The following is a 14,867-nucleotide window of genomic DNA, read 5'->3' as shown; positions in this document are numbered from 1 at the left end:
AGCTTGTCGCCGAGATTGGCGCAGTCGCCGTGGGTGGCTTCATTGTTCACTGCATGCGATCGATGGTGCGGTATTGAATCGCCTCGGCGATGTGGTGGGTTTGCAGATCCTCAGCGCCATCCAAATCAGCGATGGTGCGGCCGACTTTGAGGATGCGATCCATGGCGCGGGCTGACAGCCCTAGCTGGCGTACAGCTCCTTCTAGCAGTGTTTTACTGGTATTATCCAGCGGGCACCAGTGCTTTAGGTGGCGGCTCTGCATATCGGCGTTGCATTGCAGACCAGGCTCGGTTTTGAAGCGATCGTGGGCGCGCTGGCGGGCAGCCAGTACGCGATCGCGTACTGGTTCCGACGCTTCCCCTGGCTGGTGCTGGGTCATCTCTTCGGGCTTGATGCGGCTGACCACCACCTGCAAATCGATCCGATCCATTAGGGGACCTGAGAGGCGCGACCAGTAGTTTTCGCGGCTGCGGGGGCTACAGGTACAGGGTTGCACCGAGTCACCGTAGAAGCCACAGGGGCAGGGATTGGTGCTGGCGATCAGGGTGAACTGAGCCGGGAAAACGACAGATTGGCGGGTGCGAGTAATGGTGACGTAGCCGTCTTCGAGGGGTTGGCGCAGATATTCCAGCACATCGCGCTTAAATTCCGTCAGCTCATCGAGAAAAAGGATCCCTCGGTGGGCCAGAGAGATTTCTCCCGGCTTGGGGTAGCTGCCACCGCCAACCAGGGATGGTCCGGAGGCAGAATGGTGGGGACTGCGAAAGGGGCGCGTATTCACCAGAGTCCCTTTCTCCTTTAATAGTCCAGCAACGGAGTGAATCTGGGTGACATCTAGGGCTTCTTCAAATTGCAGCGGTGGCAGAATGGAGGGTAGACGACGAGCCAGCATGGTTTTGCCACTGCCAGGAGGTCCGACGAAGATAAGATTATGGCCGCCTGCAGCGGCGATCTCCAGAGCACGGCGAGCTTGAGCCTGACCTTTCACATCTCGCAAATTCAGCGCGTTTGCAGTTGAGTTCATTGCTAGTTTGGTATCGACCACCACGGGGTTGTGGCCTGAGGGGTTGTTAAGGAAATCTGCAACTTCCGATAGGTGATTAAAGCTGTAGACCGTCAGCCCTGGCACTACGGCGGCCTCGCGCCCGTTGTCGGCGGGCACTACCAGGCAGCGAATACCAAGTTTTTGCGCTGCTGCTGCGATCGGCAGTACTCCGGCCACCGCCCGCAGGCTGCCATCGAGGGAGACTTCTCCCAAAAACAGCAGGTCGTTGAGGGCATCGGTGTTCACCTGTTCTGAGGCGGCGAGAATGCCAACGCTGATGGGCAGGTCAAAAATAGGGCCTTCTTTGCGAAGGTCGGCGGGGGTGAGGTTGATCACCACCTTGCGCATGGGAAAGGGAAAGCCAGCATTTTTAAGGGCGGCCTTGACCCGCTCGCGGGACTCTTGGACAGCGGTATCGGGCAGGCCTACAACAACTACACCAGGCAAGCCGCCCGAGATATCGACTTCGACCCCAACCTTGAGGGCATCGATGCCCACTAGCGCCGCGCTCCAGACCCTTGCCAACATGTTGTGTTATCCCCTGAGAGAGCCCTGATACTAGGGTTTAGGGTGCCCAGAGGGTGGGGTGCGATCGGCAGGCAAGAAGTGTCAACTGCAATTTGGCTGATTGCGCTCCCGTTGCTCAAGCCAGGTCTAACGGACTTCTGCCGCCTCTGCCGCCCCGACTTAATACATGGGTATATTGTGCTCAACAACCGACTAATTCCCTGCTTCAAGATCAACGACGTGTGGCTATTAGGCATTTATCGACAGAGGCACGGAGTATTGTAGCAACGTGCCCACTACGAATACCACGGGAATCTGTGAATTATTTTACCGCCCTCTTCTCGAAGAGTTCTACCAGGTGGCGTTTCGCAAAAAGGTCTATCAAATCGTCAGCGAAACAGCAGTTACCGGGTTAGCAGGAGAACGGCATCTTCTCTCCCAAAGGATTTCTACTCAATACCATCAAACTTAGACCCCCTTAAGGCTGAAGGATTGGCAACTGATGAATCTTTGACAAATTGAGGGCTATGCAGCCTGTCTGTGTGTAGGTAATTACTCATTTGTTAATTACTAAGGAATCATGTTGTTTTGTGGTATACGGAGGAAAAAGAAGGGCCGCATTCTTCTAAATAAAGCAAAATAATCAGCCAAGGAATACATCATGAATGACGACAATTTAGCGTTGCTGAATATAGATATGCTTTTGCAGAACTTTGAACGAGTCCTCAGTATTCGCAGAATTCAGTTCATACTCTGAATCAGCAACGCCTTAGTGCAGGCTTTGCGAGCTTCTCGTCCAGGTCAAACGCTTCCCTCTTAGCTGCTAATGTAAAGCCGCACCCCTCGAACGTATGGCAGGAGTCACCACTTGACAATAGATAAAAATCTATAAAAAGAATAAGCTCAGCAAGTAATCTAAGTTGTCGTTATTTTTAACGTATTTTTCACGAGAATCTTCTCGTGCTTTACGCCTCTCTCATAAGGAGGATATTATACTGAAGCGAGTCATGTTAGTAAATTTGCCTATCGTTTGTCTTTAGGTAGACACGAAAAGAGCTGTCATTGTGCATTGGGCACGAATTAGGCGTTTTTGATTTGCTGTGTACAAGTAATTGTATGCCACTTCAAATTCAGCGGTTTCTGTCGCTCTCACAGCATCTATGCCTAATTCTGTTAGTGGGTTCTAATTAGCAATCAATGTTCGATGACTTGCAATTATTTTTGTGCATTTACTGAAATTAGTTAGTCATCTTGATTCATGACTAATGGATTAATTCATGCCTAATGGATACAGTCTTTGGGTGTTTGGAGCTTAGTCAATAAATGATCTTAACGGGTCCTGGATCTAACAATCAGGAAAAATCGCAGCTGAACAGCCATCCTTCTCCGGTTGCAGAGGCTTTGACACTACGCGAGAGCTTACATCGGTCTAATTGTCACAATCCATATGATTGTGTTCATGAGTGGTTTGAAGCTCAGGTTGAGGCTACACCGCACGCGATCGCAGTATCTTTCCTAGAACAATCCCTCACTTACCAGGACCTCAACGAACGGGCCAACCAACTTGCTCATTTTCTTCTGGCGCAAGGCCTGCAGCCTCAGGAATTAGTAGCAATTTCGATGGAGCGTTGCCTGGAACTGATAGTTAGCATTTGGGGTGTATTGAAGGCCGGAGGCGCTTATGTACCGATTGATCCAACCTACCCGCAACAACGGCAGCAGTACATGCTGCAAAATTCCCAAGCCAATTTTTTATTGACACAAAAACACCTGATCTATGGGTTGCCAGACCATTCGGCCCGGGTGATCTCTGTAGACACCGACTGGGAAACCGCGATCGCACCTTACCCTAGGCACAATCTAGGACGACCTATTCTCCCCGAACATCCCGCCTATGTGATTTACACCTCTGGTTCCACGGGAGCTCCCAAAGGGGTAAAGATCACCCATCGCGGCGTTATCAACCATAGTGTTGCAATAACCCAAGCATTTGAATTGGACAGCCGCGATCGCGTGTTGCAATTCTCCAGCATTAGCTTTGACATCATTGTCGAAGAGCTATTTCCCACGCTGCTTAACGGAGCTACACTGGTTTTGCGGACAGCCGAAATTTCCACATCTATTCGCCAGTTCCTAGAGTTTGTCGCAGCTCGTGACATCACGATCCTTAATTTGCCCACTGCCTTCTGGCACGAATTAGTGAGTGGGCTAGCTCTTCTACAACTCTCAATGCCTCCGTCGGTGCGCTTGGTCGTCGTCGGTGGAGAAAAAGCCTCCCGGTTATCCTACGCAGAATGGGTTCGCTTGGTGGGCCATTACCCCCGCTGGTTGAATACGTATGGTCCAACCGAAACCACAGTTACAGCGACCCTCTACGATCCTGCCCAGTCTCAGTACCATCCTGATCAGGGCGAAATTCCTATTGGCAAACCAATCGCCAACGTCGAAGTCTACGTGCTCAATCCAGATTTAGAGCCAGTCCCCTTTGGCGAAGTAGGAGAACTCCACATTGGAGGCCCTGGGGTAGCCATTGGGTATCATCAGCTTCCCTCTCGAACTGCCGAAAAATTCATACCCAATCCATTTAGTGACGACCCTCACTCTCGGCTCTACAAAACTGGGGATACCGTGCGCTACTTACCCGACGGCAACCTAGAATTTATTGGGCGGGTCGATTTTCAGGTGAAATTGCGGGGCTTCCGGATCGAACTGGGTGAAATCGAAACGGGTCTGGAGCAGCATCCCTCAGTGCGGCAAGCAATCGTCCTGGCCCGCGAAGATGTGCCTGGAGACAAACATCTTGTGGGCTACTTAATCGCTCAACCCAATCACGCACTTAACCTGAGCGACATTCGTACTTTTTTGTGCCAAAAACTCCCTGAATATATGGTGCCAGCGGCTTTTGTGGAAATGGATACTTTTCCTCTGTCGCCGAACGGCAAAGTCGATCGCACCAACTTTCCCGCCCCTGATACACGCAACCAAGGTGAGACTAAACCAGTCGTTGCTCCTTCTAATTCCACTGAAAGCAAGCTATTGGAGATTTGGGAAACTATTCTAGGCATCACCAATATCAGCATTACGGACAACTTTTTTGAATTGGGCGGCCATTCTTTGTTAATTGCCCGGTTGTGCCAGCACATCGAATATCATTTCAATCGATCGCTTCCACCCGCTGCAATTTTCCAGGCCCCAACAGTGGAACAACTAGCGAACTTCTTGCAGCATGATCAGGTGCCTGCTATGAGTTCTTCCATGATTGTTATCCAAGCCGGAAATCCTGCAACAATATCGCCTTTATTTTGCATTCATGTGTTAGGGGAAAACGGTATTTTCCTCCGTCCACTGGTTAGTTATTTAGATCCTGCGCAACCCGTTTACGGCTTATCTGCTCAAATGCTTGAGCGCAAAAATGCACCCCCAAATCAAATCAAGGATCTTGCGGCATTTTATGTGCAAGAGATGCGGATAGTCCAACCTGTGGGTCCATATTTCATAGCCGGAGTCTCATTCGGTGGGGAGATTGTTTTTGAAATTGCTCAACAACTGGTAAGACAAGGAGAAACCGTAGGGTTACTAGCCTTGTTGGACACCTTTGGCCCAGAAGATATCAGTGCAAAACTTGGAAGAGCATCATCCCACTTTGCTAATCTCTTCGACCAAGGCTTGCCCTACCTGCTGAATAAAGTGAAGCGCCGATGGAATGATATTTGGCCAAGTTTGTTGTACCGCTATAACAAGTTAAGTTTGAAGCTAGGCCAGAATTTGTCCTATGAACAGCAGTTCCTGATGGTTCTAGAAGAGAATAAGGCGGCATCTAAGAAGTATATTTACGAGACGTACCCTGGTAAGCTCACTCTCTTTCGGGCAACAGAAGAAATCTACTATTCCCAAGCTTACTTGGATGAAGGGTTAGGTTGGCGAGATTTTGCAGGCGGAGGGTTAGAGGTTCATGATGTACCTGGAGATCATGTGAATATGTTGCATGAACCCCACGTACAGGTATTAGCCCAAGAATTTGCTAATTGTTTAAGCAAAGCTCAGGCAAGTCAGCACATTTCCTGAATCCAGTGAACAGCTTTCTTTCTTATAGCAAACCTAAATGGAGCATCAACAATAGCTAGGGTACATCCCACTTTTTCGAAGAGTACAAGTACTCAGGGGTTAGCTTAGCGCTGATGCACTAAGCTAAAAGCATCCGTAAGCCGATAAACGTGCTCAGATCCAAGCCGATGTCGAACAGATCGTCGAACTGTTGTGCGAAGAGACGAACTCTGCGCATGTCAATACTCTCGAAGGGATAGAAGTCATCGCTCGAGCTTATCTACTGGAGTTGGTAGGGCCTGACATTGGACATTTTTTATCCGTAGCAGCAACAGCGGCACGATGCGTGGGCGAGAGCGGCACATCTAAAGCATCGTCGGACCGTTAAATCTGAGTGAGCAACAGAGTCACCGGCTAGCGGTCAAGGCCTAAAGTCAGTGGAGTCCTCTAGATAACGTGGGTAAGGCTCAACAGCGGCTTGATGTCGTCGAAGCCCGCTTATGGCAAGGGGTTGTGGACGGAGCAGTCAGCTATTCAGACTGGAATGCACCCCCTTAAGATAGCTGGGGCACTATCCAAGACACTCTGGTAGGTTTGGTTAGTTGTCCTCTGGGCAACCTAGCGTTGAGGTATTCAGCGCTGGATCGCATATCCCATGGCCCCTACTGCAGACATTATCATCATTGGCGCTGGCATTTCTGGGCTAGCCGCCGGGTGCTATGCCCAGATGAACGGCTACCGTAGCCAAATTTTTGAAGCTCATGATAAACCTGGGGGTCTGTGCACAGCGTGGCAGCGGCAGGGCTACACCTTCGACGCTGGCATTCACTACATCTTTGGCACAGGGGAGGGGCAGCCGTTCTACGAGCTGTGGCAAGAACTGGGGGCGTTGCAGGGGGTAGAATTTACCAACCAGACCGAATTCATGCAGATTCATGGCCCTCAGGGGAAGGTGCTGCAGGTGCACAGCCAGCCCGACGAGCTGCAAGCGCACTTGCTGGCTCTAGCTCCGGAGGATGCCAAGCTCATCGAAGGATTTTGTAAGGGGGTGCGCACCTTCAAGGGCTTTGACCTGTCGATGTTGCAGCAAAAGCCCAAGTCGATGATGACAGCGGCGGATTGGGCGCGGCTGGGCAAGCAGGTACTGCCGTTTATGGGAGTGCTGGGCAAGTGGAGTCAGCTCTCCCTGCGAGATCTAGCGGGGCAGGTGAAGAACCCGTTTCTGCGATCGGCGATGCCCCACATGTTTGCTTGGCCCGATGTGCCGGTGATGGTAGGCATGTCGCTGCTGGCTTATCTGGATAACGGTAATGCCGGCTCGCCAGTAGGGGGGGCGATCGCATTTGCCCGCGCCATTGAACAGCGCTATTTAGAACTAGGCGGTGAAATTCACTATTCATCCCCAGTGGAACGCGTGCTGGTGGAGAATGACCAAGCCGTAGGGGTGCGCCTAATCAGCGGCGAAGAGCACCGAGCTGCTCGGGTGATCTCTGCCTGCGACGGTCGCCGCACCATCTTTGACCTGCTCAAGGCCGAGTACGTCAACCGCCGCATCGAAAAGCTCTACGACGGGCATCTACCGATGCATTCCCAGTTTCAGGTGTCGCTGGGAGTGAATATGGATTTTTCCCATCGGCCCCACTGGGTGACGCATTTGTTGGAGGAGCCGATCGCGATCGCTAATCAGCCCCATGCCGAAATTGGTGTCAAACACTATTGCTTTGATCCATCGCTTGCCCCTCCTGGCAAATCAGTCGTGAGCCTCATGGTGACCACCCACTACAGCGATTGGCAAGGAAGCCATGTAGCCCATCCAAACCAAGCGGCGGAGATGCTAATTGAGCGCATGGAGGAGTTTTACACAGGCTTGGGGGCAGCTGTGGAAAACATGGAGGTAACCACTCCCCTCAGCTACGAAAAACTCACCGGCAATTGGCAGGGTGCCAGCTGCGGCTGGCTGCTGACCAAAGACACCCTGCCGCTGATGATTAAAGGCGTGCCCAAGCGCCTCCCCGGCCTAGACAACTTCTACATGGTGAGCCAGTGGACCGAGCCGGGTGGCAGTCTGCCCATCGTGGCGCTGTCGGGTCGCAACATGATCTACGAAATCTGCCGCGAAGATGGGCGCACATTTGAAGCTACCGTGCCGGGGTAGTAAAAGATTATCTTTGGCCAAAGATAATGAATTGCGATCGCACATCAAGCTTCGTTGCAGTCCTTTGCCCACCCCAAAACCCAGCAGGACAATGGAATGAAGAGGCCTGGTTGCCAAGAACCATCCCTCGAGGTGCGATCGCACTGGGAGAACCACGCCATGCTGTTTTTCACTCCGAGCTACCACGACCTGTTATATCTGACGACCCAACTAGGTGCGTTAGGTCTAGTGCTACTGCTTTACTGGCTAACCTTTCGCCTCAGACCCCGCTGGCCTGGCCCTAGACTGCGATCGCCTCACGCCTGATTTGCTTTAGTCATCGGGAGAACACCCCATGTATCGCAAAATTTTAGTGGCCCTAGACAACAGCCCCGCCAGCGACACCCTCTTTACTCAAGCCCTTGAGCTAGCCCAAGCCACTGATGGCGCCCTCTTACTGGTACACAGCCTGTCAAACCAGGAAGAAAGCAGTCCCTTGCCCATGTCACCCCGGCTCGACAACATCTACTGGGCACCCGGTACCGAGCTCGATCTAGAGGCGTGGCGACAAGCTTGGGTGCGCTACGAACACGAGAGCTTTGATCGCCTGCGTCACCACGCTGCTACAGCCAATACAGCGGGAGTCCCCGCCGAGTTTCGGCAGTTGATTGGCAACCCCGCAACCGTCATCTGCAAAGCCGCTCAAGAGTGGGGAGCCGACCTCATTCTCATCGGCAACCGAGGCCGCACAGGCTTGGCCGAGTTGGTTTTAGGCAGCGTCAGCAATCACGTCATGCACCGTGCTACCTGCTCTGTGCTGGTGATGAAGGCCAATGTCCTCAGCTCCACCGCAACCTCTGCTACAGCCGAAGTTGCGTAACTTCAATTTCCCTTTTTGAGGCGAAAGGTTTTTGCTCGTGCAAGAACCACAGCCTGACTCAAGGGCATCAATTTGATCTCAGCGCCGCAAAGATCCTCTTATGGGAAGAACTCTCTAAGAGGAACCGAGTTCTTTGGGCATACAAACATACGCGCTTGTGAGAAATGGCTGGTCTCCTATTACAAAAGGAACCGAGTAAAATCATCTCGCCAAAAAGCGAATACGGATCCGATTTAGCAAATAACTTATCTGTTAATAGCAACACAGAACAGTCAGCAAAAGGGCAAAGATTACCCCGTAGTAAGCGGATAGAATCCTAATTAAGCCGAATACGGATCCGATCTAGCGAATAATCTATTGATCAACAACAGGGCAAAACAATCATCAAAAGGACAAAGATTATTCCGCAATAAGCGAATGGGATCCCAAGAAAACAGAAGCTTGAAAAAGACGTAACAAATTGTGATCATTTCCTCAAAATTTTCTGGGGAAAACGGCGTAAAAACCCTGGGAAATCTCTTCCTTTAAAGGGGATAACTTCTCTCTTTGGAAAAACATTAATGCTGTCGCTTATAGGGGTGTGGAAACCCCAAACTTTTTTCCACCCCTTTTCCCCAAGGGAGTTAGTAGTGCAGCCTATACTCATTAAACAGTTCAGCGGTTATCCCCAGTTTTCACAGGCTCTACTATTACTACTATCTTTTAAATTTTTCTTATTCCGGAAGGCAGAGCTTGTTTAACAGGGCCAGCCCTGATGAGGTAAAAAAAGGGTGATAGGATGAGCACCAATTGAAAAGTAACTTCTTTCAAAAACGTTAGAAAGCCTCTGAGGTAAGGGATCCAGCTCTCCAAGATCCTCTAAAAGAGTGGTTCTATACAGCAATTCATAACAAAAGGAAATTGGCCTAATTTGGCGCCACAAAGGATCCCTCTGTGGAAGAAGTTTTTAGAGGAACCGAGTTCTTTTGAGGTACAAACATACGCGCTTTTGAGGGATGGCCTATCTCCTTTTACACAAGGAGTTGAGTAAAACCATTCCGGCAAAAAGCAAATGCGGATCCAATCTAGCGAATAATATATTTGCTAACGGTAAGACAAAACAGTCGTCAAAAGGGCAAAGATTATCCTTACAGAGATGAATGGGATCCTAAGAAAACCAAAAAATTGTCCGATTAAGGAACTGAGTAAAACTATCTCGGCAAGAAGCAAATGTGGATCCAATTCAGTGAACAAATTATCTATGAACAGCAAGACAAATAAGAGGTGAATATGGATCCTATCTAGCAAATCATCTATATATCAACAGTCAGACAGGACAGTCATCAAAAGACAAAGATGACCTCGCAATCAACGAATGGGATCCTAAGAAAGCCGAAATCGAAAGAGGCCTAGAAAACTGCAATTTTTTCTTAAGTCCTCCTAGGAAACACGCCGGGAAAGCTCTTCCTTAAACGGGCTAGCCTCTCTCCTTGGAAGAACATTGATGCTACCGCTTCCACAGTTGTGGAAACTTCGGACTTTTCTCCACCCTTTTTCCCAAATGGTGTTAGCAGTGCAGCCCATGACAGTTAGATAGTTCGGCGGTTATCCCCAGTTTCCACAGGCTCTACTGCTACTGCTGTCTTTTAAGTTTTCTTCTTCTGGAAAGCAGAGCTTGTCTGACAGGTCAGAACTGATGGGGCAAAAAAGAGTGACGGGATGAGCACTCAGTTGAGAAGTAACTGCTTTCGAAAGCGCTATAAAGCTCTCGAAGTGGAGGATCCAGCTCTTCAAAATCCTATAGAAAGAGTAGTTCTACCCAGCAATCCATAACAAAGGTGAGATACTGCTAGTACGGAATTAGTCATTCTCACAGATAAATATTCTGTGCTGGCGTTCCTAATCGGTTGCGTTTCCTTTTCTCCGTTGCTATGAAGTTTATCTGCCCCCAGAACGAGCTGAGTGCCCAACTGTCTTCAGTTAGCCGTGCTGTGTCGTCGCGTCCTAATCGGCCAGTGCTGGCCAATATATTGGTTAAGGCCGATATTGAGAACCAGTCAGTAACCTTGGTGGGCTTTGACGAAGTGTTGGGCATTGAAAGCCGCTTTAGCGCCCAAGTAGAGGAACCCGGCACGCTGACGCTGCCCTCTAAGCTTTGGGGCGATATCGTTTCTCGCCTAGCCAACGAAGACATTACCCTAGAGTCTGAGGGCGACAGCACTACCGTGACGCTGACCTCTTCCTCTGGTCGCTACGAGGTGCGGGGCTTGAGTGCCGAAGACTATCCCGCGCTGCCCACAGTAGAAGATGGCGAATCGATTACTCTTTCTGCCGACGCGCTGCTCAGTGGCCTGCGCGGCTCGCTCTTTGCCACCAGCGGTGACGAAACCAAGCAGGTGCTCACCGGCGTACACCTGCTCTCTGAAACCGATGCCCTAGAGTTTGCCGCCACCGATGGCCACCGCCTATCCGTAGTGCAAACCACTGACGAATCGGCCACGGATACCCCTTCAATGGATGTTACCGTGCCAGCCAAGGCCCTGCGCGAGCTAGAGCGCATGATTCAGGGCTATACCTCTAATGAGCCGGTGGCCTTGCGGCTCGATGAAACCCAGGTGTTGTTTGACCTGGGTCACCAGCGCCTCACCACTCGCCTGCTCGAGGGGCAGTACCCCAACTACCGGCAGCTGCTGCCGAAGCAGTTTGCCCGCCAGGTGACGGTCGATCGCAGATTACTGATGGCTAGCCTGGAACGTATTGCTGTGCTGGCTAGTCAGAAGAACGACATCATCAAAATTACCCTCAACCCTGGCAATCAGAGTATTGCCCTCTCGGTGGAAGCTCAGGAGGTAGGCAGCGGGCACGAAGAACTGCCCGCCCAGGTGAGCGGCGATGAGCTCGATATTGCTTTTAACGTGCGCTATCTGCTGGATGGGCTAAAGGCGTTTGACACCACCGAGGTGCAAATGCAGTGCAATGCAGCGACCAGCCCAGCGGTGTTTGTGCCCCTGGGGGAAACTAAGATTACCTATCTGGTTATGCCTGTGCAGATTCGAGGGTAGGTTGCCAGAGTCAATAGAGGTTCAGATTTTAGCGGGTGAACCGATAACTAGCGCGATCGCAGAGCTCATCTCAAACGAATTGGTGTTTGATATCAAAGTTTGGGGTGGCGCAAGGAGTTTAGCAACCTGCTGACTGCGGTTGGGTCTTTGTTTGCCACCTTGGAGCCTCTCAAAATTAGCTATCCGCTGGTTAGCGGCATTGCCAGGCTAAGCTACACGGGCATTCTGCCTTGTGGTCAACCGCCAGCGGCGACGCTCATCGGGTAATCCGCTGAAGGAACCGGATGCCGTCGAGGATCTCGACTACCCGTGCTTCGGCAAGAGTGCCGATATAGGGGCCGAGCTGGGTTTTTTGCAGCGACGTGATTTTACCCGCCTCGACAAAGCTTCGCTTCGGCAGGTTGGCCTCGCCAGCTTCAAGGGCCACATTGCCGGGAAGGCTGATGCGCTTGTGGTTGGTAGTCAGGGCGCAGGCGACGACGGTGGGGAGGTGGCTGTGGTTGAACAGATCGTCTTGCAGGATGACATAGGGGTGAGGAATATGGGAATCCAGCGTGACCCAGTAAATATCGCCGCGGTTGATCAACATAGCTGTTCCTCTTCAAGTGCATTAGGCCCCTCGGGCGACTTCGGATGACCGTGCCTCAAACCCAGCTCCAGGAGACCCAAATCCTCTGGGGCAACCAATTCCGATATGTAGACTATTTGAAAAATGGCTTTACTAGGAGAGGCACAATCCATCTATATCTTTAGCAATTAGATGGTTGAGGTCGTGCTGCATTTTATGGTGAACCTGCCGGTAGCAGGCATCGACGTAAGTGCGATCGCGCGCCGCCTCTACCCCATAGCGCTCAAAGTAGATCGGTGCGCCAACATGGGTAGCTATGGGCCGAGGCAAGGGAATATTTGGCAACGGCCCAAACGCAATGCCCCAGGGCAGCCCTAGGTACACAGGGAACACCTCTGGATCGATGCCCAGCAGCCAGGGCATGCCCAACTCGTGAAGACGTTCTACGAGGGGATAGATGTCGGCCAGCACCAGCAGCGTTTCGTGGGCACCCCAAGAGACTACAGGCACAATGGGAATCTGGCGCTGAATGGCAATTTTGACAAACCCCTTGCGATCGCCTAGATGAACCTGATCGCGCTGATAAAACGGACGAAAAACATCCTGCGCCCCGCCGGGATACACCAAAATGCTAGCACCGCGCTCGAGGGCAGCTAGGGCTGTTTTGGGATGAGCGGCGATCGCCCCAGCCCGTTCGGCCAGACTAGCCACAAACGGGCAGGCTTGCCACACCTTGGGGTGCATCAGCCCGTAGACGAGGCGATCGGCACCAAAGCGCCGCACCCAGTCGTAGATCATCATAAACATGTCGGGTGTCGACAATCCGCCATTGTGAGAGCCCACCAGCATGATCTGGCCCGCAGGAATCTGCTCCCACCCTTGGGTCTGCACACGAAAGTAATGCTCGTACAGCCAAGCCCAAACCGGTTGAAAGTTCTCAATAAACTGAGGATCACGACGATCTAATGACCAACCTGGTTTCTGCATTGCCTTAAGGCCGTAATTCCTCATTTATCGGTATTTCCTGACCGTACTAGGCGAATGCATTGTATTACTAAACGCCATTTAGAACTAATACGGAGCCTCAATGGCTTCAAACATCATGTCATTGAAGTCAAATAACACAGTTTCGTTGGTCAATCCGGCTTTGCAGACCTGAGCGGCATAAAGCTTGCCCGCAGCCGCCCAGACAAGCCGTTGATGGTCCATCTCGGCCCACTCCCATGTAGGGCAAGCTATGACTGTGGCTGCGTCAGGGCCAATTAATTCGTGCTCATCCCAATAGCAGCCCTTGCCCACTGGAGCGCCCACCTCTGCATGGGCGATTTTGCGCAGCGTCCAGCCTTGGCCGATGGGCTTCTCAAAAATGTCTTTGTCCTGCCACTGTCTAACCTTGATGCGATCGACCCAGGTCCAACCATCCCGCAGCAGGCGAGGGTAATAGACGCTCAAACACTCGCCACCGCACCCGCCCTCGGGTTGGTACTGGGTGTCGCGTTGCAGAGATGATGGGCAATGCGATTCTGTGTGGGCGTAGCAGCCATTTAACCAATATTTCGTCTTCCCAGTCCATAGGCCGCCGCCATGCCAGCAATCACCTTTCGGGAAAAATGCGATCGCCTTCAGGTACGGCACTCGCGAAATTGCCGTCCACGACCCCCGCGACTCCGATTGCCATTGGCCGTTCATTGCGAAGTAGATGACGTGCTTGCCGTCAGGTGAAATATCGCTGCGGCGCTCGTAGATGCGGCCGCTGAGCCATTGACCGAGATGAAAGGTGTCGCGATCGCGATCCCAAAGCAGAGTCGCAACTCGTTTTGACGGCCCCCTGCGAATCACAAAACCGACGGATGCCTGACTAGCCAGCAGAATGTGAATACGTGGGGGAAAATGCGCCATAGTCTAACCGGGCTAAGGTTGAGATAGCCAAACAGCTCACGCTTAGAGCGATGTATCGCCTACCTCTGTTCACTGCCCTTAAAGGTTCCCAATAGCGGCAGTACCTTTTGCTTTAGCAACTTTACTAAAGCTGGATCCATGTACCCATACTTATCGGGAATGTCTAGGCAAATCACCCGTTTCTGTTTGAGCCAAGGCTGAAACTTCTTTGCGAGCTGGCTGCGGTGAGACTGCTCCATGACAAAAACAATGTCTGCCCACTGAACAGCTTCGCTCGTCAACGGCATGTCTGCCTCTGGGTTCAACCCAGCTGAATCCACTTCTAACCCGTCATACTCTGCAAATACGGCTTCAGCAGTCGGGCTGCGCAGTCGGTTGCGACTGCAAACAAACAACAATTTCATGGATAGCGATTTACTTGAATCAAGGAACTACCTTTCTAACAGTAGTTGGGAGGGCTCTCTGTGTTGGCTACATTTCACCCACAAAAAACGCCCCAGATTTCTGGGGCGCTTCATACCTTCATTCGACCTGTTCACAGGATGGGCAAGGCGTTAACCCCGCCCGAGTTTCACAATCTAGCCGTTGATTACAGGAGTCTGTAGTGCAACGGGGGTAGCCTCACCAGCCGAAGCCAGGTCGAGGGGGAAGTTGTGAGCATTGCGCTCGTGCATCACTTCCATACCCAGGTTCGCCCGGTTGATGACATCCGCCCAGGTGCCAATCACGCGACCCTGAGAATCTAGGAT

The 14,867-nt window shown here is 51.6% G+C and carries 10 protein-coding genes and 1 pseudogene; 5 read left to right on the top strand and 6 right to left on the bottom strand.

The window, feature by feature from the left end; all coding sequences use genetic code 11:
- Positions 1-46: 46 nt before the first annotated feature.
- Complete coding sequence (locus H6F59_RS12470; protein WP_190516328.1) at positions 47-1,573, bottom strand: YifB family Mg chelatase-like AAA ATPase; 1,527 nt, start codon at positions 1,571-1,573, stop codon at positions 47-49.
- 1,302 nt (positions 1,574-2,875) lie between these two features.
- Between H6F59_RS12470 and H6F59_RS12465 the strand changes: the two genes are divergently transcribed.
- The 5 genes from H6F59_RS12465 (at position 2,876) to dnaN (ending at position 11,651) form a co-directional block, all read left to right on the top strand.
- On the top strand, positions 2,876-5,617 hold the full coding sequence (locus H6F59_RS12465; protein ID WP_190699974.1) for an amino acid adenylation domain-containing protein: 2,742 nt from the start codon (positions 2,876-2,878) through the stop codon (positions 5,615-5,617).
- A 634-nt stretch (positions 5,618-6,251) separates the two neighbouring features.
- The gene (locus tag H6F59_RS12460) at positions 6,252-7,751 is read left to right on the top strand and encodes an NAD(P)/FAD-dependent oxidoreductase (protein ID WP_190699971.1); all 1,500 of its coding nucleotides are present in this window, start codon (positions 6,252-6,254) and stop codon (positions 7,749-7,751) included.
- A 96-nt stretch (positions 7,752-7,847) separates the two neighbouring features.
- Complete coding sequence (locus H6F59_RS12455) at positions 7,848-8,057, top strand: hypothetical protein (RefSeq protein ID WP_190699966.1); 210 nt, start codon at positions 7,848-7,850, stop codon at positions 8,055-8,057.
- A 28-nt stretch (positions 8,058-8,085) separates the two neighbouring features.
- On the top strand, positions 8,086-8,610 hold the full coding sequence (locus H6F59_RS12450) for a universal stress protein (protein ID WP_190699963.1): 525 nt from the start codon (positions 8,086-8,088) through the stop codon (positions 8,608-8,610).
- Between the two features lie 1,910 nt (positions 8,611-10,520).
- Positions 10,521-11,651, top strand: a complete 1,131-nt coding sequence (gene dnaN, locus H6F59_RS12445) for a DNA polymerase III subunit beta (RefSeq protein ID WP_190516317.1) — start codon at positions 10,521-10,523, stop codon at positions 11,649-11,651.
- A 256-nt stretch (positions 11,652-11,907) separates the two neighbouring features.
- On the opposite strand, the gene H6F59_RS12440 is transcribed toward dnaN, so the two are convergent.
- From H6F59_RS12440 to H6F59_RS12420, 5 genes and pseudogenes are all read right to left on the bottom strand, one after another.
- Positions 11,908-12,240: a type II toxin-antitoxin system PemK/MazF family toxin gene (locus H6F59_RS12440; protein WP_190699960.1), complete on the bottom strand. Its 333-nt coding sequence runs from the start codon at positions 12,238-12,240 to the stop codon at positions 11,908-11,910.
- A gap of 132 nt (positions 12,241-12,372) precedes the next feature.
- Positions 12,373-13,206, bottom strand: coding sequence for a lysophospholipid acyltransferase family protein (locus H6F59_RS12435; protein WP_206755210.1), 834 nt, complete (start codon positions 13,204-13,206; stop codon positions 12,373-12,375).
- 84 nt (positions 13,207-13,290) lie between these two features.
- Positions 13,291-14,118 carry a hypothetical protein gene (locus H6F59_RS12430; protein ID WP_190699953.1) on the bottom strand — a complete coding sequence of 276 codons (828 nt, stop codon included), beginning with the start codon at positions 14,116-14,118 and terminating at the stop codon, positions 13,291-13,293.
- A 59-nt stretch (positions 14,119-14,177) separates the two neighbouring features.
- Positions 14,178-14,522, bottom strand: coding sequence for a low molecular weight protein tyrosine phosphatase family protein (locus tag H6F59_RS12425; RefSeq protein WP_190699949.1), 345 nt, complete (start codon positions 14,520-14,522; stop codon positions 14,178-14,180).
- Positions 14,523-14,696: 174 nt separating this feature from the next.
- A pseudogene (locus tag H6F59_RS12420) lies at positions 14,697-14,867 on the bottom strand (photosystem II q(b) protein); the annotation flags it as partial.

Origin of the sequence: Nodosilinea sp. FACHB-141, assembly GCF_014696135.1 — a bacterium.
Classification (GTDB): domain Bacteria; phylum Cyanobacteriota; class Cyanobacteriia; order Phormidesmidales; family Phormidesmidaceae; genus Nodosilinea.
The sequence above is the reverse complement of the archived record's forward strand: the minus strand, read 5'-3'. Positions and strand labels throughout refer to the sequence as shown.

Coding starts and splice junctions, on each gene's coding strand:
- H6F59_RS12470 (WP_190516328.1), bottom strand. CDS start 1,573: ATGTTGGCAAGGGTCTGGAGCGCGGCGCTAGTGGGCATCGATGCCCTC.
- H6F59_RS12465 (WP_190699974.1), top strand. CDS start 2,876: ATGATCTTAACGGGTCCTGGATCTAACAATCAGGAAAAATCGCAGCTG.
- H6F59_RS12460 (WP_190699971.1), top strand. CDS start 6,252: ATGGCCCCTACTGCAGACATTATCATCATTGGCGCTGGCATTTCTGGG.
- H6F59_RS12455 (WP_190699966.1), top strand. CDS start 7,848: ATGAAGAGGCCTGGTTGCCAAGAACCATCCCTCGAGGTGCGATCGCAC.
- H6F59_RS12450 (WP_190699963.1), top strand. CDS start 8,086: ATGTATCGCAAAATTTTAGTGGCCCTAGACAACAGCCCCGCCAGCGAC.
- dnaN (WP_190516317.1), top strand. CDS start 10,521: ATGAAGTTTATCTGCCCCCAGAACGAGCTGAGTGCCCAACTGTCTTCA.
- H6F59_RS12440 (WP_190699960.1), bottom strand. CDS start 12,240: ATGTTGATCAACCGCGGCGATATTTACTGGGTCACGCTGGATTCCCAT.
- H6F59_RS12435 (WP_206755210.1), bottom strand. CDS start 13,206: ATGCAGAAACCAGGTTGGTCATTAGATCGTCGTGATCCTCAGTTTATT.
- H6F59_RS12430 (WP_190699953.1), bottom strand. CDS start 14,118: ATGGCGCATTTTCCCCCACGTATTCACATTCTGCTGGCTAGTCAGGCA.
- H6F59_RS12425 (WP_190699949.1), bottom strand. CDS start 14,522: ATGAAATTGTTGTTTGTTTGCAGTCGCAACCGACTGCGCAGCCCGACT.